This is a genomic window from Enterobacter sp. C4G1, from assembly GCF_052886895.1.
Genome location: NZ_JBQVVV010000002.1, coordinates 26,557 through 49,245 on the forward strand (window position 1 = coordinate 26,557; position 22,689 = coordinate 49,245).

The following is a 22,689-nucleotide window of genomic DNA, read 5'->3' on the forward strand; positions in this document are numbered from 1 at the left end:
TAATAATAAGCGGGATAATGATTATGGAAATTGGTAGTATTTTGGCACTTGTTATTTCTGGATGTGTTTTTTTATATTCTATCTTTAGGGATAATACAAAAGATACAAATGATCTACTTTCTCGTGTTAGTAACATTGAAACTAAACAGGCTGTACAAGAATCAAGTATTGAACGTATTGAATCTGATCAAGATCAAATGCGTGATTCATTACGTAAACTTGAAAATCAGATTCATGATTTGGATGTGAAAATTGAAAAGATTATTACCATTCTTGAACGAAGTGATAAATAATAGAAAAGGCAAGCTACTATAAAGTACTTGCCTCTTTTTTTATTTGTTTGTTAGCTCAGCTATCATAGCGTTTAAACGATTTGGGGTTTGTTTATACCATAGTGAATCTTTAGCTTGTTCAACTGCTTCAGGATAGTTTTTATCTCGAAGTGCTTGTAACATCTTTTTGAACTTCTGAACGCCACCTAAACCCAATTGGAAAATCATAATAACCATGAAATCACGCCAATCATCTGGTAGCCAAATGTTTAAAGTTTCCATGTTATTAATCGCGATTTGTATATCATGATCTAGTAGTTTGTCTGCTTCGTCTTCTGTGAGTCCAGTACTGAAATCCTCGCCACGGTGTACGAAATGACCGTACCCAATGGTATCAAAACCTTCAGAATCTTTATAAATCCAGAATTTGCCCTTTCGGTAGTACTTCATTTTTGTTTGATATTGTTTTGTACCTTCCAGTACTTTTAATCTCTCTTTTAACGTTGCCATTAATAAATACCTATATAGTTAATTAATATAGGTGTATTTACTTATGGATATTCATTGTCCTACGGAATGGGAATTTACAGAAGATTGGGATGAACGTACTTTAACTAATGGCGATTACGTAGGGTTTGTTTATCTATTTCAATTTGAAGATGGTTGTACTTACATCGGTTCTAAACAGATGTACAAGAGGGTAAAGGAAGTGAAGAGGTTGAAGGTTGATTCAGTTGGAAATGGTTGGGAGAACTATACAAGCAGTTCAAAGATCGTAAATCAAAAAATTGAAGATGGTGAACAATACCGAAAAATCATTCTTTATGCCTTTCCTACAATGCGTGAAACCTTACTAGTGGAGTCTATTTTGATTCTTCATGAGATGTTGAAACCTAATTGTTTGAATCTCGCAATGATGACGAAGATTAGAGCACCAAACGTAAAAGATAAAAAGCATCTCTTGGGAATAGTACAAGAGTTATTAGAGATATTGAGGTAAATACATGGCAAGTAGAATAAATGGGATTAATAGTACTAAGAACTACATAAACAAACAGGGAATCAAGTTAGGTAAACAATTCCAATTAGAACTTATAAACCGTTCAAGAGTACTATCCCAAAGAATACAAACAGATTTAAATAATTCTATAGATAAGGGTGCTGTTTCATTTACACAAAGGGCAGTACTTTACATGTATAAGAAACGCGGGAATGGCGTTTCTTGTACCATTATGATTAAAAACATTCAGGCAAAGTATCTTTATGAAGTTTTAGTAGAGCAAAAGACCGTGGATAAATTCATTCCTACTAGTACTGCTAGACTTGATCGATTTGGTAACATTTCAATGATGAAAAAACGCATTTCATCAGGTCAATACAAAGTAGTAAAAGGTAAGAATGGTAAAGAACGTTTAATTGATACCAGTAAAAAAGATACTAAACGAAAAACAAAACGTGTAATTGGTCTACGTGAAGAGAAACGACGCAAGATTATCTATGACTTCTACACCGAAGTAGATAAAGGTGTACGTGTAATGATTAGTGATATTAAAGGTACATTTAGGGTAACAAAAAGATGAATAGCATAGAACAACATTATGGTGAATTAACCAGTGAAATTACTATGAATGGCATTACACCAGATGCTAATAGTATGCCGATGAACAAAATGTTTCTTGGTAAGAAATTTCAAAAGATCATTAAGAATAGTACTCGCACGATAGATTCAGTAATGAATGTTATCTATGAGAAACCACAATCTTTTGAAAATGGTGAAGTATATGAATGGGAATTACAAGGTTTAGTATTATCGGTGTACGTTATTGAATGTAAAAAGCTATTCGTAAAAGGTAAACATTTTTGGGCTTACAACGTGGGGATCATAGAATGATAAGTGTAATAGTAGAACTACTATCAAAGGGTATGGACTTTTTCCTTAAGAGAAAAACTATTCAAGCAGATGTAGAAAAAACAAATGCCGAAGGGCAGATAGAAACCAACAAAGAAGAGATCGAAAAGGTATCATTCCATTGGCGTAATGCTCTTGGCTTTGTGATCACTTTAATCATTCTCTATAACTGGATTATTATACCAGTATTTGATTACTTCGGTATTGTGTTAATCCAAGTACCGCTTGGACAACTTATGCAAGTACTATTGATTATGGTTGGTGGAAACTAAAAAAGCCCCGCTTGGGGCTTTTTTTATAAGTCAAATTTATGAAAAAGCCAATAACGCTTAGTCTCGGGTAATACAAAATTAACTCCAAGCGGATTGTTTAATTGGTTTTGTTTTATCAATAGTTCGAAAATACCGTGGTAGATATTTTCAACTTTAATTTGTTTATACAGTGTGCCATTAATGTATCTTTGTAGAAATCCTGCTACTAAGTCTGCTACTTGAATACCAATACTATTCTTTGAATCTTCGAAATAAAGTTCAAAAGTCTCTTTCAATTCATAATCACTATTTGGGACGCTATCTTTATTTTTCAATTCTGATTTGAGAATGTTGGTCAAGCAATATTTTAGTGTTTTAGAATATTCATATGTTGTATCATGGATAACTTTAATATTCTTGAGATTCTTTTTATGGTGTTTATTCAAACGAGCTGCAATGTTATAAAAGCTGTAAACTAATGGTAACATTTTCACTTCATTACCACTGCTATCAAAATCAGGCAACATCATAAAATATTTCGCAGCACTTTCAATATTGTTTTCTTTTTTAAATTCTTCATAGTCATCGATTGTCATTTCAATCATTTTTAATGCAAAAATATCCTGTGGGTCAGATCCAGAAAAAAACACTTTCAAAACATCGATTAGATCATAGAAACTCTTATCTGTTCGAAGTTGACACATTGCCATATATCTTTTGAAACATTCTTCTGGTGCATGTTCTGTGATTCTCTCAGCTATCATGCTTCGTATGACATTTGCTTCTTGTCGCTCATTTTCCTCACTTTGAGGAAAAATCAAGTTTTGCACTATAGCTATTGCGATATTATGTTTTTTATCTGTGACCTCACAGATTATGGGGATGTTGTGATCAACCAAAAATAAAGATATCAACATAATTAATTTTGGGTTTTTGAAATAAAAATCTTCTGATTTTAATTCTTGCTCATCAGGTATGTCAAAATTTCTTTTTAATACTTTAATGAAAGCCTCGATCTTTCTGAGGCTCTCAGTACTAAAGCCAATACATGAATGAGCAAAAATAGGCTGATTTGAAAAATTCACATCCTTTTTTCTGTTAATAATATCGCCAGTGTTTCCGCTTTCATCCATATAATAGTTCATCTTACCAATCCCAATCGACAGTGGTTTTAAATCCCTTAAGATTTGTGTGTTCTGTTCGTGTTGCCTTTAGTACTACTTCACCAGATTCTATAAGAATTATGTCGAAATCTTCGATTTCTGTTTGTTGCATCGTTCCTTTTGTACGCATTCTTTGTTTTACATAACGGTACTTATCTTTTGGGTACTCGCGTTCAAACTGTTCTTCAGTCATTGCAAATCCTCCTAAATACCCGTACACAAATTGTACAAGGGTATTTTATGGCAAGAATTACAAAAAAGGAATCAGCATTACACATTCAAGTAATGGATTTAATCCTGTAGTGGCACACTAAATTTGGCCACCTGAATAGAGGTGATATCATCGCCTCATAGTCAAAAACAGGTGACATTATGACCGGACGTAACAGACGCAATTTTAGCCCCGAGTTTCGCCTTGAAGCTGCCCAGCTTGTACTCGATCAGCATTACACCGTTGCCGCCGCTGCCACGGCAATGAATGTCGGCAAATCCACGATGGATAAGTGGGTCCGCCAGTTGAAAGAAGAACGATCGGGAAAATCACCCATAGCTTCACCCATGACACCTGAGCAGATTGAAATACGCGAGCTAAAGAAAAGACTTCAACGCGTTGAAATGGAAAGAGATATATTAAAAAAGGCTACCGCGCTCTTGATGTCAGGCTCCCTGAACAGTTCTCATTAGTTGAGAAACTCAGGGCGCGGTTTCCCGTTGCCGTCGTGTGCAACGTGTTTGGGGTTCACCGCAGCAGCTATAAATACTGGCGGCAGCCAAAGAAGCCTGATGCCACACGCGTGGTATTACTCAGTCTTGTCCGTGAAAGCTATCGCGAAAGTAATGGTTCCGCAGGTGCTCGTAATATTGCCGCGATGGTCACGAACAAAGGTGTAAAACTTAGCCGCTGGCGGGCAACAAAACTGATGAAAGAGCTTCGTCTCATCAGCTGTCAGCAGCCAGGTCATCGATATAAAAAGGTGTCTAAAGAACACGTTGAGATCCCTAATTATCTGGAACGCCAGTTTGCTGTAACAGAGCCTAATCAGGTCTGGTGTGGTGATGTGACTTATATCTGGACGGGTAAACGCTGGGCTTATTTGGCCGTAGTGCTTGATCTGTTTTCACGTAAACCGGTTGGCTGGGCGATGTCATTTTTCCCGGACTCAGCACTGACAGCGAAAGCGCTGTCCATGGCCTGGGAAGCGCGAGGAAAGCCAGCTAATTTGCTGTATCACTCGGATCAAGGTAGCCACTATACCAGCAGGAATTTCAGGCAGTTACTGTGGAGATATCAGATAAAGCAAAGCCTGAGTCGCCGGGGAAATTGCTGGGATAACAGTCCGATGGAACGTTTTTTTAGAAGTCTGAAAACAGAATGGGTGCCGGATAATGGATACGCTAATGTTAGCGAAGCCAGCGCAGCGATAACGAACTACATCACGGGATATTACAGCCAGCTCAGACCCCATCAATATAATGGTGGCTTGACGCCGAATGAATCAGAACGATTGTTCTGGAAAAACTCCAAAGCCGTGGCCAGTTTTTGTTGACCACTACATACCGCAAGGTTCAGCAGGATTTAAGTATTCAGGTAATAGGTACTATGACTCTTCAGTACAGACAACTAAGTACCAGAAGTTCGTGAATGAGACGGGGTACACGTTCCAGCCTGGTTGCGGTATCGACACCAGTATCTACAAAGATGAATGGAACGGTACGAAGGTGATTTGTGAAAGCGTTTGTGTGGACTATGACGGCACAAACTTATGACCGCATAGTATGTACATCTATAGATAGAGATTAAACATGAAAATACAAGAGATTACAGAAGAACAGAAGCGGAAGCTACGCAAGGGTTTAAGGGAGGCGTTCAAATTACTGGGAGAAATCGACCGGATAAAACAAGAAATTGCCAATATACGTAACAACTCAAATTATCCTGCTACAAGGCTGAAAGGAACGATACGAAAGTGATTTGTGGGAGAATCTGTGTGGGCTAAAACGGCACAAATTTATGATGTATTTTACTTTACCCTGCTTCCAGCGTGGCGTACATGGTCATCAGTTTCTCCCTGTTTTCGAGAAGGTATTCAGGGAAAGAATAGCTGATTATCAGATCCTGCAAGTATGAATACGAAAATATGCCGTCACGCCTTCGTCTTATTCGCGGGCAGGGCTATTTTGTTCAGCCGGCTCGCCGGGAGCAGGGCGTAATGCTCTCGATAAACTGAACCAGGAATAGATGGCGTTAAACAGGACCACACCTGCAGTCACGATAAATACGGCGCGAAAACCAAAGCTTGCAGAAACCCCTGCGCCGACGAGCGGTCCGGTGACATTGCCGATGTCACGGAACGACTGGTTATAGCTAAAAATACGCCCGGCGATCTGGTTGGTGGAGTTATAAACCAGCAAGGTCTGAACCGCGGGAAGAAGTGCGCCATCTGCGGCGCCCAGCAGGAAACGGAGCAGGCCCAGCTGCCACGGGGATTGCACCATCGACATCGGGATGAGCAACAATACCGAGATGACCAGCGCACAAATCAGGATCTTCTCCGGGCCAATCTTATCGCCCAGTCTTCCCAGACGCGGCGCACTCAGCAGCGCGGCAACCCCGGGCACAGAAGCAATAAGCCCGCTGATAAAGGCAATATTATTCACATTACCCGCGAGATCACGCACGTAGAGCGTCAGAATCGGAGCAATAGAGCCCGTGGCGACCTGGATTATCATGGTGGTGACAAACAGGCTTAATACCAGTTTCGGGTTTTTCAGCGAAGCCAGAACGTCCCTGGCGTGGAGCATCTCTTTTTTGGCAACCGGGGTAAATTTTTCCCGGATACAGAGCAAGGTGACGATAAAACAGAGGAACAACACGCTGGCGGTGATGAAAAAGACCGGTCGCAACCCGTAATTATCTGCCAGTAACCCGCCAGCAAGTGGCCCCAGTAGCGCACCGCTCACCGCACCTGTTGAAAGCGTCCCCAGTGCCCAGCCGCTTTTATGTCGGGGAATTTGCGTGGCGATAAGAGCGTTAGCGTTGGGCACAAACCCGCCCAGCAGACCCAGCAGTGCGCGTAAAATCAGGAACTGCCAGACGTTCTGCGCCATTCCCATCAGCACCATAATAATGGACATGCCAAGCGCGGAACGCAGTAGCATGATTTTTCGCCCTTTACGGTCGGCAAGCCCGCCCCAGAACGGTGAGGCAATCGCCGAGAACAGGAAGGTGATACTGAACACCAGTCCTGACCACATATTCAGCGCACTGTGACCTGTCACGCCAAGCTGTTCGACATAGAGGGGAAGGAAAGGCATCACCAGGCTGAATGCTGCACCGGTGAGAAAACAGCCAAGCCAGGCAACCGTGAGGTTACGTTTCCAGTTTATGGGGGCATCTGAGGGTGACATAACAATCCGCATAACGAGGTGCAGCGCACGATAAAGTAGAGGTAATAAGCCTGCTAATTATGCGCCTGGGTTATGATTGCTGCAATGTCGGGGAGCTTTTAAAGCTAAAACAAAATGCGGCCACTGCGGCCGCACAGGATTAATAACGGGAGGGAACACCTTCCGGGCGGGTCTTGAAGCGACGATGCAACCACATGTATTGCTCCGGCGCCAGCATAATGCATTGTTCAACAACGCCGTTCATCCATTTGGCCGTGGTTTCGGCATCGTCCAGCGGCGGTGTCATTTCCGGTTTCAGCATGATTAACTGATAGCCTGAACCGTCGGGTTTACGGCGCGGAACAAAGGGAACGATAGCGGCTTTTGACATCCGCGCCAGCATCCAGGTGCCGGTTGTTGTGGCGGCTTCATCAACGGCAAAAAAGGGGACAAACACGCTGGCCTGCGGGCCGTAATCATGGTCCGGGGCATACCAGACAACTTCACCTGACTTGAGCGCACGGATCATCCCTTTCAGATCCTTACGGTCGATCATGCTTTTGTTTGAGCGCATCCGGCCATGGGTCTGCACTAAATCGATTACCGGGTTGTCATTCGGGCGGTAAACGCCAATACCCGGTGCCTGCATTCCGAACATACGCGCGCCGATTTCCAGCGTCAGAAAGTGCACACCAATTAACAGAACCCCGGTCTGATTCTCCTGAAGAGAATGCACCGGCTCCATGCCTGTTCCGGTTATCTCAGTCCAGCGTGCCATGCGTTTGTCAGGCCAGAACCATGCCATACCGGTTTCCATTAGCCCCATGCCCACAGACTCGAAATTTTTGGCGACCATATCATGACGTTCTGATTCGCTCATTTGCGGAAAGCAGAGTTCCAGATTGCGGTAAGCAATTCTGGCGCGACGCTTCATGAACATTAGTGCGATACGACCCAATCCTTTACCCAGACGGAAAATAACCGGATAAGGGAGTTGTACAAGCAGCCACAAAAAGCCAATACCAAGCCAGGTTAACCAATAACGGGGATGCAAAAGGTCGGCAGTAAATTTCGGTAACTGGGTCATGTCTGTCCTGTTTTCTTACGTCCTGAAGGTCTTATTGTCTCATTTTTTAAGGCTTAACCAAAATGTCCGTCATCGAATCGAGCGTTAATACAGCAAATGTTACATGCAATAATTCGGGCTGAGTGAAATGTAGCGTAAATTGTGTGGATGTAAATTGTCATTGTTTGCTATATGATGCCGACCGATTTTTCTTACTCTTAACGATTGCAGGACTTGTACACCATGCCAGTGTTACACAACCGCGTATCGAATGAGATGTTAAAAGAGCGTATGTTGGCTGAAACCGAACCGCGCACGACAATCTCATTCTACAAATATTTCACCATCAACGATCCACAAGCGACCCGCGATACACTTTACCAGGCATTCACTGCACTGAATGTGTTCGGACGCGTCTATTTGGCACGTGAAGGTATTAATGCGCAGATCAGCATCCCTGAAAGCAAAGTAAATGCGTTCCGTGATTTCCTCTACGCGTTTGACCCTGCGCTGAACGACCTGCGTCTGAATGTTGCGCTGGACGATGACGGTAAATCGTTCTGGGTGCTGCGTATGAAAGTCCGCGAACGTATTGTTGCCGACGGTATCGACGACCCGAGTTTTAATGCGGGCGATGTGGGGGAATACCTCAAAGCGGCCGAAGTGAATGCGATGCTGGACGACCCGGATGCGGTGTTCATCGATATGCGTAACCACTACGAATACGAAGTGGGTCATTTCGAAAACGCACTGGAAATCCCGGCGGATACTTTCCGTGAACAACTGCCGAAAGCCGTTGAAATGATGCAGGAACATAAAGATAAAAAAATCGTTATGTACTGCACCGGCGGTATTCGCTGCGAAAAAGCTAGCGCCTGGATGAAACACAACGGGTTTAATAAAGTCTGGCACATTGAAGGTGGCATCATTGAGTATGCCCGTCGTGCCCGCGAGCAAGGGCTGCCGGTGCGCTTTATCGGCAAGAACTTCGTGTTCGATGAGCGTATGGGCGAGCGGATTTCAGATGATGTGATTTCACACTGCCACCAGTGCGGTACACCGTGCGATACACACACGAACTGCAAAAATGATGGCTGCCATCTGTTGTTTATCCAGTGTCCGACGTGTGCCGAGAAGTACCACAACTGTTGTAGCGAGCTGTGCAGTGAAGAGAGCATGTTGCCTGAAGAAGAGCAACGCCGCCGTCGCGCTGGCCGTGAAAACGGCAACAAGATCTTTAATAAATCTCGTGGTCGCCTGAATACCAAACTGGGTATTCCTGACCCGGAGTAAAGAAATAAGCCCGGTGGTGTGTTGGCTCACCGGGCTGCATTATTACGACTTCTGCTGAACACCTTCCACAGAAATAATCAATTCGACATCCTGGGACGCCGGTCCTAAATCCGTGGTGATATTAAAGTCTTTCAGGTGAATTTTCCCGGTGGCTTCAAAACCTGCACGCTTTCCGCCCCACGGATCATCACCCTGGCCGATTAACGTTGCCTGAAGTGTGACCGGTTTTGTTACCCCGTTGAGTGTGAGATTACCGGTAATATCAAGTTTATCTCCGGCTTTCTTCACCTCTGTTGAAGTGAATGTGGCCTGCGGGAATTTGGTTACGTTAAGAAAATCGGCACTGCGCAAATGCTTATCGCGCTCAGCATGGTTTGTGTCCACGCTGCTGGTATTTATGGTGACGTTGACGTTATCCGCGGCGGGGTTTTGGTCATCAAAACGAAATGTGCCATCGAAATCGTTAAAACTGCCATATAACCAGCTATAACCAAGATGCTGAATCCGGAAATTGACGAAAGCATGTTGGCCTTCTTTATCAATTTTATAATCAGCGGCCACCGCAGAACCGGTGGTAAATAACAGCGAACCTAACGCGATACCCAACAGGTGTTTTTTCATTTTATGCTCCAGAGTCAACTGACGAACGGCCGAGCATTCGCTTCAGCGTATCGTCTTTATCAATAAAGTGGTGTTTGAGCGCAGCAAGCCCATGAAGGACTGAAAAGATAACGATGCTCCAGGCAAGCCACAGATGAACAATGCCCGCGATATCGGCCTGTGAACCGGCATCCGTCAATGTGGCGGGAACATCAAAAATGCCAAAGACGCTGACCGGCTTGCCATCTGCGGTGGAGATAAGATACCCACTAACCAAAATGGCGATGAGCAGGGCATAGAGGGCAATATGTGCCCCTTTTGCGCTAAGACGCGTGAATTTACCGTGGCTTTGCGGAGCCGGCGGCGGTGGAGAAATATGTCGCCACACCACGCGGAAAACGAGCCCCATCATCAGCAGAATGCCAATGCTTTTATGCAACTCAGGTGCCTGATGATACCAGCCATCATAATAGCTGAGCGTCACCATCCAGAGTCCAAGACCGAACATGGCATAAATAGCCAGAGCAAATACCCAGTGTAAGCACATGGATATAATACCGTAGCGCGAAGACGAATTTCGCAGTTGCATAAATATTACCATTCGTAATAAACAGAACGGTAAAAATGGACTGAGTAAAAAGATATTGCAACTTAAAAAATAGAATGACGATATTTATTTAATTTATTTCAGTGATTTTGAAAGTGATGAGGTGGTGTAATTCAGTAAGTTCGTGCAATTAAATTAATATAAAGTTATGTCAGTTATTGTCAGTGTTTGTTTTTAGTAAAATACAATATAAATAAAATCGATGATTGCCAGCAGCGACCACAATAAAATATAAAACATTAAATGCTCGCGAATATTATTGATAAGGTAGCTAACGATTTTGCGCATAATACCCCGAGAGATGTAGTGATAAAACATAGGCTCCGTACCTTCGGAGCCTGTTGGCGTATTATCCGTTAAAACGGGAGAGGGAGAAGGGCTTCAGATCAAACTGTGGCGCGATCCCCTGTGCAAATTGTGCAGCGATTTCGCCCAGCACAGAGGCAAATTTAAACCCGTGGCCGCTAAGCCCGGTGATGAGCAGCGTGTTGTCATGGCCAGGCAGGGTGTCGATGATGAAATCTTCATCCGGCGTGTTGTCATAGGTGCAGGCTGCACCGTAGAGCAGGCCGCCAATACCTGGCAGGATATTTCGCAGGAACGTAAAGGCTTCAGAACCGTCGGTCGGGTAAGAGCCAAAAGGTTTACGCTCTTCTGGTGAAGAGATAACTTGCCCGCCGTTGTGTTTACCAATCTTGAGCGCGTCTTTTTCTGACGGGAAGCCGTAGAACTGATCGCCATTGGGCAATTCGCCAGTGAAGGCCGGGAACTTATTCTGGCTGCTGTAACGACCATCCGCCTGAAACCAGGAGAAGACTTTACGCACTGGCTGTACGGGCAGGTCAGGCAGCAGTTTTGTAACCCAGGTGCCAGCGCTGATAAGCAAACGAGAGGCAGAGTAGTCGCCTTCCTGGGTGCTGACGGTGACGCCATCTTCGTGATGGGTAATGGCAGTTACCGGGCAGTTGAATAGTTGAGCGCATCCTGCTTTTTCAGCAAGAGAAATCCAGGTTTTGATAGCCGTCTCGCAATGCAACACGCCGGAATTGGCTTCAAACAGCCCAAAGTAATCATCAGGAACACGGATCTCCGGCCAGCGTTTCATGATGGCTTCGGCGTCAAGACGCTCAACATCAAGATTAAACTCACGCGCGCTGTGTTCGACGGTGGCCAGAAAAGCGGAATGGGCAGGTCCGAGGTTAATAATGCCTGTTCGGTCAAAGACGCGCTCTTCGGTGAGCGTGGCCAGTTCATCCCAAAGCGTCTGGGCACGCAGCACGAGGGGCACATAGCGTTCACCTTCGCCATAGGCATGACGAATCAGACGGGTATCACCGTGATGGCTGCCTTCAGAATGCGGAGGAAGATGGGCGTCTATCATCAGAACGTTAAGACCGGCCTGCGTTGCATAATAACCTGCTGCAGAACCCACGGAGCCGCTGCCTATAATGATTAAGTCGTATTTCATAGGTATCTCATAAACCAACACTTTGTAGCAGAGTAATTAACATCGGAGGGTTATACAAGGGAGAAATAAATAAGGCACCCCGAGGGTGCCTGTTGAGTGAAATGTGGGCATAAGGTTAATGCCGTTTATACTCATTTTCCTGGTAGTCGCCAGATTCTATTTTTGCAATACCTGCTTCCAAAATAGAAATAAACTGACGTGCGACGGCAGTGGTAAGCCACAGCGTCTGCCCAATTTCCGCTTCTTCACGGTTTGGCTGATTCGGGGTCTGGTAGTGCAAACGCAGCATCAAAGCATCGTAGCTATCTACGGTACTGATATCCCAGCCAACGAGAGGATGGGTCTGGATGACTTCACTATTCTTTTCCATGATAACCCCCTTAATACGTGCTAGAAGACAACGACTTTGAGGTTCAATGCATGTTTTTCTGAAGCAATTTCAGTATATCAATAAATAAGGGTTATGACGGGAAAAATAAATAGCTGGCAACACATTTTTCTGTGTTTTAGGATTGTTCGAACAATAAAACACCATCTTGTTCACGTTTTTTAAAGAAGACACCCAATTATTTTGAACTATCCCGAATACCAGATAGCAGATAAAAAAAAGCCGGGGCGACCCGGCAAAAAAACACAATGAGGGAGCAAGATTTAATCGGTGATGAACCAGTCGTCGGCACTTTCCCACGTTTCTTGCAGGATTTCGCTGATGCGATCTTTATCTTCTTTCGCAGCGCCAATGACGGACAGATTGTTCGCGGTAGCATAACGTACCGTTACGGCACCGTCGTTTTCCGGGAAACTGTTGTGAATACGGCGGGATAATTCACCGGCAAGCGCATCAAGCGCGCCAGCAGGCAGAACGGTTGTTTTGGCGATGGTAACTTCAATACGCATAAATGCCCCCTGTGTAATATACTGTTTATTTATACAGGTATATTGTGGATTTGACAACAAGGGGCATTGATATTTTTAGCGTTTAACTGTCCAGTGCACGGTTTCACCCGCCAGGAATGGGATCAGCGTGTCGTCTGTCAGTGGAATGGCGTCTTCAACCTGGTACGCGGTGCGCTCCAGTTCGATAAAGGTTTCATTGACCGGCAGGCCATAGAAACGAGGGCCGTTCAGGGAGCAGAAGGCCTCAAAATGCGCCAGCGCGTTCATCTCTTCAAACACGGTTGCGTAGCTGGCAAGTGCCGTTGGCGCGTTAAAGCAGCCCGCACAGCCGCAGCTCGCTTCTTTACGATGACGCGCGTGTGGCGCGGAATCGGTGCCCAGGAATGCGCGGTCGAAGCCACTTGCCACCAGCTCGCGCAGTGCCTGCTGGTGAATATTACGCTTGAGGATCGGCAGGCAGTAGAGATGCGGACGAACACCGCCTACCAGCATGTGGTTACGGTTAAACATCAGATGCTGTGGGGTGATGGTAGCAGCGATAAGCTCATTGCCGTCGCGAACATATTCGGCGGCATCTTTGGTGGTGATGTGCTCAAACACCACTTTCAGTGCAGGCAGACGCTGACGCAGCGGCTCCATCACCGTTTCAATAAAACGGGCCTCACGGTCGAAGATATCAATATCAGCATGGGTAACTTCGCCGTGGATCAGCAGCGGCATCCCCAGTTTCTGCATTCTTTCCAGTACCGGCATAATGGCGTCGATACTGGTTACACCGTGGCTGGAGTTGGTGGTCGCATTGGCCGGGTAGAGCTTAGCGGCGGTGAACACCCCTTCGTTAAACCCACGCTCCACTTCGTTCGGGTCGAGTGAGTCCGTCAGATAGCAGGTCATCAGCGGGGTAAAATCATGACCCGCAGGGACGGCATCAAGAATACGCTGGCGATACGCGATAGCGGCATCGACGGTGGTGACTGGCGGAACCAGGTTAGGCATAACAATCGCGCGGCCATAAATTTCGCTGGTATAAGGCACGACGGTTTTCAGCATATCGCCATCACGCAGATGGATATGCCAGTCGTCAGGGCGGCGGATTTTAAGAACCTGGGGTTGTGCAGTCATGGATGAGCTCCGGCTTGTCAGGAATCAGTCATTGGGATGGCCGTTTTTGCCGGACACAAATCATAAGCGGAAACGTTTTCGTTTGCACACATTTCCGTAAAAAAAAGGGCGCCTGAGCGCCCCTGGGGTTAATCGGTGAATGGAATGATGATTTCTCCCGGTTTCACTTCTATCCCTTTTGCATATTTTTTGGCAAGTGATTCGCCTTTGCTCTTATCTTCACTCAGAACATAGGCTGGCTGCTGGTTGAAATAGCTGCTCAGCGACTGGTTGAGGTAGGGGATCAGGGTCTGGATCACCGGTTTCATCTTATCGGGTGAAACCACTGCATCCACCACTTCCATCTCTTGCAGATAGATGGCCCCTTTCTCTTTATTGAAGACCGGCAGTGCTTTGAGCTTGAGTTTGATATTCGCTTTCTGGCTACCGAAGAGGGAATTCATGTCCAGGTCTGCATCACCGGTAAGGGTGACTTTGTTCGGCTCTTCACGCCCTATCTGGCTGGTGAGCTTGCTCAGCACGATATGCGCGTCGGCAAGGCCCGGCACGCCAATGTCTTTTGAAAAGTTGTTATGCTTTTCCAGCGCCTGATTAATCTCCTGCTCACTGACGGTATATTGCGTAAGCTGGTTACAACCCACCAGCAGGCCGCTAACGACGAATGCTGCGGCAAAGACGATCTTCTTCATGGCGTTCCTCAAAAAAATATCGGCGCTTCTGTCCTGATGCGTCAGTATGTCAGTGAGATCTGGCAGAAACCAGCAGAAAAAACTGATAAAGAAGGGCGGGAGAGCGCTCCCGTCGAACAGAGAGGTTATGCGCCTGGCTCGAGCATCCCGCGCGCACTGCGTTTCTGGCTGAACTGCCACCACAATGCAAGAAGTGTAATAAAGCCCACCACGCCCAGCATCATCCACGGAAGTTCTGGTTGATTCAGCGCTTTGCCCGCATCAAACAGCCAGCCACCGCCGGCATAGCCCAGCGCACCGCCAAAGGCCAGCCCAAGACGGCTGAACCCCATATAGCTGCCACGGGCGCGGGCGTCTGCCAGAGAGGCACTCAGCGTTTCACGCGCCGGTTCGGCGATAATCGAACCGATGTAGAACGTGCATATCAGCATAAAGAGCTGCTGCAAGGTATTCACTAGCCCAATCGGCATCATGCTCAGGGTCATCAGCAGCAGCCCGGCCATCAGCCGATGCTCAAGACGAAACCGGCGTTCGCTCCAGCGAGCAATCGGATAAAGCAGCGTCAATGAGAGGCTGGCTTCAATGGCATACATCCATTTGACGGCCGCGGGCGAGCCGGCAATATCGTTGACCATGATGGGCAGCATTAGCATGACCTGAACCGCGAGCATGTAATAGCCCGTCAGGGTCAGGACATAAGTGACAAAACGTTTATCACTTAGCACGCGGCCCAGACCTTCACGCACCGGGGCTTTTACCGTCGATAATTTCCACGCAGGCAGCAGCCAGGCGTTAAAGGCTGCACACAGAATAAAGAGCACTGCGCCGGTGGCACACACCAGACGAAAATCATATTGCAGCAACCAGCTTCCCAACAGCGCACCAATCACCGCACCGGCGCTATCCTGCATCATCAGAATAGAGAAGAAGCGACCACGCTGGCGCGGGCGGATCAGCTTGACCACCAGTGCCGTTCGTGGGGGATCGAAAAGGGTGCCGCCTATACCGGAAAGGAAGCAGGAGAACCACAGCAGCCAGGGTTCATGCGCAATTCCCATGGTGGCGAAACCTGCCGCGCGTAACAACATCCCGGTGACAATCATTGGTTTGGCACCAAAACGGTCAGCGATTGCACCACCAAATACGCCCAGCCCCTGCTGGACAAACTGGCGTAAACCCAGCGCGATGCCGACCATTAATGCCGCCCAGCCCATTTGATCGACAAAGCGAATCGAAATAAGCGGAAAAACGACAAAAAAGCCGAGCACGACCAGCATGTTATCGACTAACAGGAAATATTTACCCAGGTTCCTGGCCTGTGATACGCGGGACATTTCCCCTCCAGGGAAAAGAAGATGGTGAGTACGCTAATATTCTGCGGGGTCGTCAGGCTTTTTCCCACCCCGCCAGCGACAATATTTTTTTATCAAAAGGGTGCTTTGATAGAGACTTCTCATCGAAAAATGTGAAAAGAGGTCAAAATGGTATGTCACTGTTTTCACAGACGGCAAAGGCGCAGGTATAGTAAAGCTAATGGGTAGAGCAGAAGCGACGGGAAGGAGTGGTATCGATGTTTGGCTATCGCAGTAATGTGCCAAAAGTGCGCCTGACAACGGACAGGCTTGTCGTCCGTCTGGTGCATGAGCGTGATGCCTGGCGTCTGGCGGATTATTACGCCGAGAATCGCCAGTTTTTAAAACCCTGGGAACCCGTTCGGGATGAGAGCCATTGTTACCCGTCAGGCTGGCAGGCGAGGCTCAGTATGATTACGGAGTTTCACAAGCAAGGTAGTGCGTTCTATTTTGCGCTGCTGGACCCGGAAGAAAAAGAGATCGTTGGCATAGCTAACTTTTCCAACGTAGTGCGTGGGTCATTTCACGCCTGTTATCTTGGGTATTCCATCGGACAGAAGTGGCAAGGTCAGGGGTTGATGTTTGAAGCGCTGACCACGGCAATTCGCTATATGCAACGCACTCAACACATTCATCGCATCATGGCGAACTATATGCCGCATAACCAACGCAGCGGAAATTTGCTGGCGCGTTTAGGTTTTGAGAAAGAAGGTTACGCCAAAGATTATCTGCTTATCGATGGTGAATGGCGTGACCATGTGCTGACGGCGTTAACCACCCCAGACTGGACAGCAGGTCGTTAAGGAGAAAAGATGAAATATCAGTTAACCGCCACCGAAGCGCGGGTCATTGGCTGCCTGCTTGAAAAGCAGGTGACCACCCCAGAGCAATATCCGTTATCTGTGAATGCGGTGACCATGGCCTGTAATCAAAAGACCAACCGCGAGCCGGTGATGAATCTCGGTGAACACGACGTGCAGGATGTACTGGACGCGCTGGTCAAACGGCATTATCTGCGCACGGTGAGCGGGTTTGGCAACCGGGTGACCAAGTACGAACAACGTTTTTGTAATTCCGAGTTTGGCGATCTCAAATTAAGTAGCGCAGAAGTGGCGGTCATCACCACGCTGCTGTTGCGTGGCGCGCAAACCCCTGGCGAACTGCGTTCACGTGCTTCCCGAATGCATGAATTCAGCGATATGCAGGAAGTCGAGCAAACGCTGGAAGGGCTGGCGACACGCGAAGATGGCCCTTACGTGCAACGCCTTGCGCGGGAGCCGGGCAAGCGCGAAAGCCGCTTTATGCACCTGTTCAGCGGTGATGTGGAACCGCTGGACAGTTATACCGAAACCGATGCACAAGAGGGCAATGACAGCCTGACGGCGCGAGTCGAAGCGCTTGAAGAAGAAGTCGCCGGGCTTAAACAGCGTCTGGATGCCTTGCTTGCTCATTTGGGAGATTAACGGTGACAAAATTACGCGTGGGAGTCGTCGGGCTTGGCGGTATTGCTCAAAAAGCCTGGTTGCCGGTATTAGGTGCAGCGACGGACTGGACGCTGCAAGGGGCGTGGTCGCCTACTCGCGAAAAAGCGCAGCGCATCTGTGATACCTGGCGCATCCCGTATGCCAACTCGCTGCTGGATTTAGCCCGCGACTGTGATGCGGTGTTTGTGCATACCTCAACCTCAACGCATTATCAGGTAGTCAGCGAATTGCTGAACGCCGGTGTGCATGTCTGCGTGGATAAGCCGCTGGCGGAAAACGTTCAGGATGCTGAGCGCCTTATTGACCTTGCGGCCAGCAAAAATCTGCAACTGATGGTGGGTTTCAACCGTCGCTTTGCGCCACTCTATCAGCAGCTCAAAGCCCAGTCCGGGAACCTTGCCTCGCTGCGCATGGACAAGCACCGTACTGACAGCATTGGGCCGAACGATCTGCGCTTTACGTTGTTCGATGATTATCTGCATGTTGTGGACACCGCACTGTGGCTCACCAACGGCAACGCGCAGCTGAAAAGCGGAACGCTGTTAACCAGCGAGCAGGGCGAAATGGTGTATGCCGAACATCATTTTTCGGTGGATCATCTCCAGGTAACAACCAGTATGCACCGCCGGGCAGGAAGCCAGCGGGAATCGGTGCAGGCCGTTACCGATGGCGCACTGTATGACATTACCGATATGCGCGAGTGGCGGGAAGAGAAGGGCAACGGCGTGGTGATGCAGTCCGTTCCAGGGTGGCAGAGCACGCTTGAGCAACGTGGCTTTGTCGGGTGTGCGCGTCACTTTATCACCTGCGTGCAAAATCAGACGGTTCCTGAAACCTCTGGCGAGCAGGCAATCCTGGCGCAGCGTATTGTTGAAAGGCTCTGGCGAGATGCCATGAGTGAATAACTCGCTGTAACATCTGCGGATAGTAATTCGTTGAAATCGGGTTAGACTAAGCGCCGCTCGTTGGCTTTGCCGGGTGGCGCTTTCGTTTACCCGGCCTACAAATCCGTATGGTTCTGGAAATTCACGTTAATGAACTTATTAAAATCGCTGGCGGCAGTCAGCTCGATGACCATGTTTTCCCGCGTGCTTGGCTTTGCGCGCGATGCCATTGTGGCAAGGGTTTTTGGCGCAGGGATGGCCACTGACGCCTTTTTCGTCGCGTTCAAGCTGCCGAATTTGCTGCGCCGTATTTTTGCCGAAGGGGCATTTTCACAGGCGTTTGTTCCCATCCTTGCGGAATATAAAAGCAAGCAAGGCGAAGATGCCACCCGCGTTTTTGTCTCCTATGTTTCTGGCCTGTTGACGCTTGCACTGGCGGTAGTGACCGTAATCGGGATGCTGGCGGCCCCCTGGGTAATTATGGTGACGGCGCCAGGTTTTGCTGATACGGCCGATAAATTTGCCCTCACCAGCCAGCTTCTGCGCATTACCTTTCCTTATATTCTGCTTATCTCGCTGGCCTCACTGGTTGGTGCCATTCTGAACACCTGGAACCGCTTCTCCGTTCCGGCGTTTGCGCCCACGTTCCTTAATGTCAGCATGATTGGCTTTGCGCTGTTCGCGGCCCCGCATTTTAATCCGCCGGTTCTGGCGCTGGCCTGGGCCGTTACCGTGGGCGGTGTATTACAGCTGGCCTATCAGTTGCCGCATCTGAAAAAAATTGGGATGCTGGTGCTGCCGCGCGTTAACTTCCGCGATGCCGGGGCGATGCGGGTGATTAAGCAGATGGGCCCGGCGATCCTGGGCGTATCCGTCAGCCAGATCTCGCTTATCATCAACACCATCTTTGCCTCTTTCCTGGTGTCCGGCTCCGTTTCCTGGATGTATTACGCTGACCGTCTGATGGAGTTCCCGTCAGGCGTGCTGGGCGTTGCGCTGGGGACTATCCTGTTGCCATCGCTGTCGAAAAGCTTCGCCAGCGGCAATCATGATGAATACTGCCGTTTGATGGACTGGGGTTTGCGTCTTTGCTTCCTGCTGGCGCTGCCTGCTTCGGTGGCGATAGGGATCCTCGCTAAACCCCTGACCGTTTCTCTTTTCCAGTACGGTAAATTTACTGCTTTTGATGCCGCCATGACTCAACGCGCGCTGGTGGCCTATTCTGTGGGGCTGATGGGGCTGATTGTCGTTAAAGTGCTCGCTCCCGGTTTCTATTCCCGTCAGAACATTAAAACCCCGGTTAAGATTGCCATCGTGACCCTGATCATGACGCAGTTGATGAACCTTGCGTTTATTGGCCCGCTGAAACATGCCGGCCTGTCACTGTCGATTGGCCTTGCGGCTTGCCTGAACGCCGGGCTGTTGTACTGGCAGCTGCGTAAACAGGATATCTTTACCCCCCAGCCGGGATGGGCGAGTTTCCTGGTGCGTTTACTGATTGCGGTGCTGGTGATGTCAGCGGCGTTACTCGGCATGATGTACGTGATGCCAGACTGGGCCCAGGGTACGATGCCTTATCGCCTGCTGCGTCTGATGGCTGTAGTGGTGGTAGGTATTGTGGCTTACTTCGCAACGCTTGCAGTACTTGGGTTTAAAGTGAAAGAGTTTGCCCGCCGTACGGCATAAACGCCAAAAGGGGAGTTCACCAGATGGTGCTCCCCGTTCCCTGATTCGCCGTTAAAACGTCAAATCGAAATCTTTTTCCCGCCCGTAATTCTCGCACTGGATGTTTGACCATCTGCGCCGTAAAGCCCCGTTTCTTTATGGGGTTTTAACACTTCAAGCGCCTGCTGATTACGAACGATCTGTCCTTCTAACAGCCAGCCGTTATGCTGATTGAGGTCGCGAAGGTGCTGGGTCTTTTCTGTAATAGTCTGCCAGCGTTCGACAATCTCATCGTTTGCACTGCGTCGCGGATCTTGTTCCGCGCGTCGCTGCTGCTCCAGGTAATCCAGAGTCGCCAGGAGCGAACTTTTGTCTTCGGTAATACGTTGCAACGCGCTGCCGTTGATCTGACCGGAAGACAGGTGTTGTTGTTCTGCATCCATTACCGTTTTCAGGTCGTTCAGGACAACCGTCATTTGATCCAGTATTTCTGGCAGTCGACTCATACGGTTAGTTACTCTGTAAGAAACTCTGCGCTTCCTGAATCAGTGCATCAGCGATTTTGCTGGTGTCCATTTTCAGCTCGCCGTTACGAATAGCGGTTTTCAGTGATTCAACACGGTCCATGTTGATATCGCTGCTGCCTGGCTGCATCAGTTTCGCCTGCGCATCGCTCAGGGTGACGCTGGTGCTGTTTGCAGTCGACGGTTTTTCCAGACGCGTTTTCTGCGGCGTAGCGTCATTCGTTTCGCGAGGTTGTACACTGCTAACCGGTTTTAGGGCTGATGTACGATCAATGCTCATTATGTTGTCCTCATCGAGGGTTCGCGGCGTTTGCGCCTGACATCATCATTAGTTGATTATTTATCGGCAGTCGCAGCGAAATCTTTAAAAAGATTATAGGTTAATCAGAATATTCCCATCAGTATCGACAGTTCCGCTAACCACCTGGCCTGAGGACATCCTCACACGGGCATTTTGTGCAACGGCGGCGTTATTTAACGCCTGGCCTTCACTGTTGACGCTAAACCCATCTCCGTTGGCTACGACCATCACCCGCTGGCCTGCTTTTACTCGCCATGCCTGGCGCAGCATAGACAGCTGAATGGCCTGGCCTGGGGCGACATCACGAAGGCTTACCGCGTCCTGCGCCTGATTAATGTCGAGCATGGTGCGAGGCGGCAACTGGTCCAGGCGGCCACGCTTTAGCGTCACGCTTCCTGTCTGTAACACGCTTCCCCGGGCGATAGGCTGGGCGGCGACAACATAATTGCCCGTCGCCTGAACTGCAACCTGTAAATAACGTTTTTCATTGGCGCAGCGCGCCAGCACGTTCACATTGCCCCACAGTTTTGCACTGCCGGTCACGCTGAAAGAGGGCTGGTCGCAGGAAGGATACATATTGGGCGGTGTGCGCACGATAACCGTGACGTCATCGCTAAAGCCCGCCAGCTGCTGGGCAAAGAAGCTCGTCAACTGGTCGCTAAGGCCATTGGCCTGACTATTGTCGGCCTGAACATTATCTGCCTGAACAAAGGGGCTTAAAAACAATAAGGTTGCCGCAAGGCCATGTTTCAACGTCCGCATCGCACGTTCCACCGTTTTCAGAATTGAGAGGATTCTACCTTCAGTGGTTTTGCATCAACGCAATAAATAGCGACGCATTTTGCGCTTATTCCGTCGATAAGGCAGACGGGTTGAGATTTAAGCTGTGAACTGAAATTTTGCCATCAGCGGAGGAGACATGCTCGATAAACTCGACGCTGCCTTACGTTTTCAGCAGGAAGCGCTCAATTTACGCGCCCAGCGGCAGGAAATTTTAGCCGCCAATATCGCTAACGCGGATACCCCCGGGTTTCAGGCGCGCGATATTGATTTTTCCAGTGAGCTTAAAAAAGTGATGGAGCGGGGACGTACTGAAGGGACAGGGGTTGCGCTTGCACTGACATCCTCACGCCATATTCCCGCTCAGGCGATGACTGCGCCAACCACTGACTTACTTTATCGTGTCCCCGATCAACCTTCACTCGACGGTAACACCGTAGACATGGACCGGGAACGTACACAGTTTGCCGATAACAGCCTTCAGTACCAGACAGGCCTGAGCGTACTCGGTGGACAAATCAAAAGCATGATGAGCGTCCTCCAGGGGGGCAACTAATTCATGGCCTTGCTGAATATTTTTGATATCGCCGGTTCGGCGCTGACAGCGCAGTCCAAACGCTTGAACGTGGCAGCCAGTAACCTGGCAAACGCCGACAGCGTGACCGGCCCGGACGGGCAGCCTTATCGTGCAAAACAGGTTGTCTTTCAGGTCGATGCTGCGCCAGGCGCGGCGACGGGCGGCGTGAAAGTCTCTGACGTGGTAGAGAGCCAGGCACCGGACAAACTGGTATACGAGCCGGGTAATCCGCTCGCCGACGCCAGTGGTTACGTGAAAATGCCAAACGTGGATGTGGTCGGTGAAATGGTCAACTCCATGTCGGCTTCGCGTAGCTATCAGGCCAACGTCGAAGTGCTTAATACCGTGAAGAGCATGATGCTCAAAACACTCACTCTCGGCCAGTAAAGGAGACACGC

The 22,689-nt window shown here is 48.3% G+C and carries 30 protein-coding genes; 13 read left to right on the plus strand and 17 right to left on the minus strand.

Going from position 1 to position 22,689, the window contains the following annotated elements; all coding sequences use genetic code 11:
• The first annotated feature begins 23 nt into the window (after positions 1–23).
• Entirely contained in the window at positions 24–293 is a 270-nt protein-coding gene (locus ACT9TW_RS13885; protein WP_446492742.1) for a hypothetical protein, read from the plus strand.
• A gap of 39 nt (positions 294–332) precedes the next feature.
• Here the strand turns inward: ACT9TW_RS13885 and ACT9TW_RS13890 are convergent, their stop codons facing one another.
• On the minus strand, positions 333–782 hold the full coding sequence (locus ACT9TW_RS13890; protein WP_446492743.1) for a glycoside hydrolase family protein: 450 nt from the start codon (positions 780–782) through the stop codon (positions 333–335).
• A 43-nt stretch (positions 783–825) separates the two neighbouring features.
• Here ACT9TW_RS13890 and ACT9TW_RS13895 point away from each other — a divergent pair, with 43 nt between their 5' ends.
• Genes ACT9TW_RS13895 through ACT9TW_RS13910 form a run of 4 tightly spaced genes read left to right on the plus strand, consistent with a single transcriptional unit; the run spans position 826 to position 2,453 of the window.
• Positions 826–1,272, plus strand: coding sequence for a hypothetical protein (locus ACT9TW_RS13895; protein ID WP_446492744.1), 447 nt, complete (start codon positions 826–828; stop codon positions 1,270–1,272).
• A 4-nt stretch (positions 1,273–1,276) separates the two neighbouring features.
• Positions 1,277–1,852, plus strand: a complete 576-nt coding sequence (locus ACT9TW_RS13900; RefSeq protein WP_446492745.1) for a hypothetical protein — start codon at positions 1,277–1,279, stop codon at positions 1,850–1,852.
• Positions 1,849–2,163, plus strand: a complete 315-nt coding sequence (locus ACT9TW_RS13905) for a hypothetical protein (RefSeq protein WP_446492746.1) — start codon at positions 1,849–1,851, stop codon at positions 2,161–2,163. The genes ACT9TW_RS13900 and ACT9TW_RS13905 overlap by 4 nt, the downstream gene beginning before the upstream one ends.
• The gene (locus ACT9TW_RS13910) at positions 2,160–2,453 is read left to right on the plus strand and encodes a 3TM-type holin (RefSeq protein WP_446492747.1); all 294 of its coding nucleotides are present in this window, start codon (positions 2,160–2,162) and stop codon (positions 2,451–2,453) included. Before ACT9TW_RS13905 ends, ACT9TW_RS13910 begins: the two co-directional genes overlap by 4 nt.
• Before the next feature lie 23 nt (positions 2,454–2,476).
• On the opposite strand, the gene ACT9TW_RS13915 is transcribed toward ACT9TW_RS13910, so the two are convergent.
• The gene (locus tag ACT9TW_RS13915; protein ID WP_446492748.1) at positions 2,477–3,565 is read right to left on the minus strand and encodes a DUF3800 domain-containing protein; all 1,089 of its coding nucleotides are present in this window, start codon (positions 3,563–3,565) and stop codon (positions 2,477–2,479) included.
• Between the two features lie 13 nt (positions 3,566–3,578).
• A complete protein-coding gene (locus ACT9TW_RS13920; RefSeq protein WP_445663078.1) occupies positions 3,579–3,788 on the minus strand; it encodes a hypothetical protein in 210 nt (69 codons plus the stop codon).
• Positions 3,789–3,967: 179 nt separating this feature from the next.
• Between ACT9TW_RS13920 and ACT9TW_RS13925 the strand changes: the two genes are divergently transcribed.
• Positions 3,968–5,142, plus strand: a protein-coding gene (locus ACT9TW_RS13925) for an IS3 family transposase (protein WP_446492749.1) whose coding sequence is annotated in 2 segments (ribosomal slippage) — positions 3,968–4,226 and positions 4,226–5,142 — 1,176 coding nt in all. Because the reading frame shifts where the segments join, the coding sequence is not laid out codon by codon here.
• A gap of 610 nt (positions 5,143–5,752) precedes the next feature.
• Here the strand turns inward: ACT9TW_RS13925 and mdtG are convergent.
• A complete protein-coding gene (gene mdtG / locus ACT9TW_RS13930; RefSeq protein ID WP_446492750.1) occupies positions 5,753–7,003 on the minus strand; it encodes a multidrug efflux MFS transporter MdtG in 1,251 nt (416 codons plus the stop codon).
• 139 nt (positions 7,004–7,142) lie between these two features.
• Positions 7,143–8,069, minus strand: a complete 927-nt coding sequence (locus tag ACT9TW_RS13935) for a Kdo(2)-lipid IV(A) acyltransferase (protein ID WP_446492751.1) — start codon at positions 8,067–8,069, stop codon at positions 7,143–7,145.
• Positions 8,070–8,291: 222 nt separating this feature from the next.
• Between ACT9TW_RS13935 and trhO the strand changes: the two genes are divergently transcribed.
• Positions 8,292–9,341, plus strand: coding sequence for an oxygen-dependent tRNA uridine(34) hydroxylase TrhO (gene trhO, locus ACT9TW_RS13940; RefSeq protein ID WP_446492752.1), 1,050 nt, complete (start codon positions 8,292–8,294; stop codon positions 9,339–9,341).
• Positions 9,342–9,383: 42 nt separating this feature from the next.
• Here trhO and ACT9TW_RS13945 read toward each other — a convergent pair whose 3' ends face one another.
• The 9 genes from ACT9TW_RS13945 to mdtH all read right to left on the minus strand — a co-directional run bounded on the left by ACT9TW_RS13945 (position 9,384) and on the right by mdtH (position 16,058).
• Positions 9,384–9,962, minus strand: a complete 579-nt coding sequence (locus ACT9TW_RS13945; protein ID WP_446492753.1) for a YceI family protein — start codon at positions 9,960–9,962, stop codon at positions 9,384–9,386.
• Position 9,963: 1 nt separating this feature from the next.
• Complete coding sequence (locus ACT9TW_RS13950) at positions 9,964–10,530, minus strand: cytochrome b (protein ID WP_446492754.1); 567 nt, start codon at positions 10,528–10,530, stop codon at positions 9,964–9,966.
• 192 nt (positions 10,531–10,722) lie between these two features.
• A complete protein-coding gene (locus tag ACT9TW_RS13955) occupies positions 10,723–10,836 on the minus strand; it encodes a DUF2770 family protein (protein ID WP_182060437.1) in 114 nt (37 codons plus the stop codon).
• Positions 10,837–10,897: 61 nt separating this feature from the next.
• A complete protein-coding gene (gene solA / locus ACT9TW_RS13960) occupies positions 10,898–12,016 on the minus strand; it encodes an N-methyl-L-tryptophan oxidase (RefSeq protein ID WP_446492755.1) in 1,119 nt (372 codons plus the stop codon).
• Between the two features lie 115 nt (positions 12,017–12,131).
• Positions 12,132–12,386, minus strand: coding sequence for a biofilm formation regulator BssS (bssS, locus tag ACT9TW_RS13965; protein WP_014069756.1), 255 nt, complete (start codon positions 12,384–12,386; stop codon positions 12,132–12,134).
• A 281-nt stretch (positions 12,387–12,667) separates the two neighbouring features.
• Positions 12,668–12,913: a DNA damage-inducible protein I gene (gene dinI, locus ACT9TW_RS13970; RefSeq protein WP_446492756.1), complete on the minus strand. Its 246-nt coding sequence runs from the start codon at positions 12,911–12,913 to the stop codon at positions 12,668–12,670.
• Between the two features lie 75 nt (positions 12,914–12,988).
• Positions 12,989–14,035 (minus strand): dihydroorotase, encoded by a 1,047-nt coding sequence (gene pyrC, locus ACT9TW_RS13975; protein ID WP_446492757.1) that lies wholly within the window; start codon positions 14,033–14,035, stop codon positions 12,989–12,991.
• A 128-nt stretch (positions 14,036–14,163) separates the two neighbouring features.
• Positions 14,164–14,724: a lipoprotein gene (locus tag ACT9TW_RS13980; protein WP_182060441.1), complete on the minus strand. Its 561-nt coding sequence runs from the start codon at positions 14,722–14,724 to the stop codon at positions 14,164–14,166.
• A gap of 125 nt (positions 14,725–14,849) precedes the next feature.
• Positions 14,850–16,058 (minus strand): multidrug efflux MFS transporter MdtH, encoded by a 1,209-nt coding sequence (gene mdtH / locus ACT9TW_RS13985; protein ID WP_446492758.1) that lies wholly within the window; start codon positions 16,056–16,058, stop codon positions 14,850–14,852.
• Between the two features lie 236 nt (positions 16,059–16,294).
• On the opposite strand from mdtH, the gene rimJ reads away from it, so the two are divergent.
• The 4 genes from rimJ to murJ all read left to right on the plus strand — a co-directional run bounded on the left by rimJ (position 16,295) and on the right by murJ (position 20,130).
• On the plus strand, positions 16,295–16,879 hold the full coding sequence (gene rimJ, locus ACT9TW_RS13990; RefSeq protein WP_182060443.1) for a ribosomal protein S5-alanine N-acetyltransferase: 585 nt from the start codon (positions 16,295–16,297) through the stop codon (positions 16,877–16,879).
• Positions 16,880–16,888: 9 nt separating this feature from the next.
• A complete protein-coding gene (locus ACT9TW_RS13995; protein WP_446492759.1) occupies positions 16,889–17,539 on the plus strand; it encodes a YceH family protein in 651 nt (216 codons plus the stop codon).
• A gap of 2 nt (positions 17,540–17,541) precedes the next feature.
• Positions 17,542–18,465 carry a Gfo/Idh/MocA family protein gene (locus tag ACT9TW_RS14000; protein WP_446492760.1) on the plus strand — a complete coding sequence of 308 codons (924 nt, stop codon included), beginning with the start codon at positions 17,542–17,544 and terminating at the stop codon, positions 18,463–18,465.
• A 129-nt stretch (positions 18,466–18,594) separates the two neighbouring features.
• On the plus strand, positions 18,595–20,130 hold the full coding sequence (gene murJ / locus ACT9TW_RS14005; RefSeq protein WP_315688311.1) for a murein biosynthesis integral membrane protein MurJ: 1,536 nt from the start codon (positions 18,595–18,597) through the stop codon (positions 20,128–20,130).
• A gap of 59 nt (positions 20,131–20,189) precedes the next feature.
• On the opposite strand, the gene flgN is transcribed toward murJ, so the two are convergent.
• The 3 genes from flgN to flgA all read right to left on the minus strand — a co-directional run bounded on the left by flgN (position 20,190) and on the right by flgA (position 21,696).
• Positions 20,190–20,615, minus strand: a complete 426-nt coding sequence (gene flgN / locus ACT9TW_RS14010; protein WP_014069765.1) for a flagella biosynthesis chaperone FlgN — start codon at positions 20,613–20,615, stop codon at positions 20,190–20,192.
• 4 nt (positions 20,616–20,619) lie between these two features.
• On the minus strand, positions 20,620–20,913 hold the full coding sequence (gene flgM / locus ACT9TW_RS14015) for a flagellar biosynthesis anti-sigma factor FlgM (protein WP_182060447.1): 294 nt from the start codon (positions 20,911–20,913) through the stop codon (positions 20,620–20,622).
• Between the two features lie 93 nt (positions 20,914–21,006).
• Positions 21,007–21,696, minus strand: coding sequence for a flagellar basal body P-ring formation chaperone FlgA (gene flgA, locus ACT9TW_RS14020; RefSeq protein WP_182060448.1), 690 nt, complete (start codon positions 21,694–21,696; stop codon positions 21,007–21,009).
• A gap of 157 nt (positions 21,697–21,853) precedes the next feature.
• Between flgA and flgB the strand changes: the two genes are divergently transcribed.
• Entirely contained in the window at positions 21,854–22,270 is a 417-nt protein-coding gene (gene flgB, locus ACT9TW_RS14025; protein ID WP_182060449.1) for a flagellar basal body rod protein FlgB, read from the plus strand.
• 3 nt (positions 22,271–22,273) lie between these two features.
• Complete coding sequence (gene flgC, locus ACT9TW_RS14030) at positions 22,274–22,678, plus strand: flagellar basal body rod protein FlgC (protein WP_014069769.1); 405 nt, start codon at positions 22,274–22,276, stop codon at positions 22,676–22,678.
• The last annotated feature ends 11 nt before the right edge of the window (positions 22,679–22,689 follow it).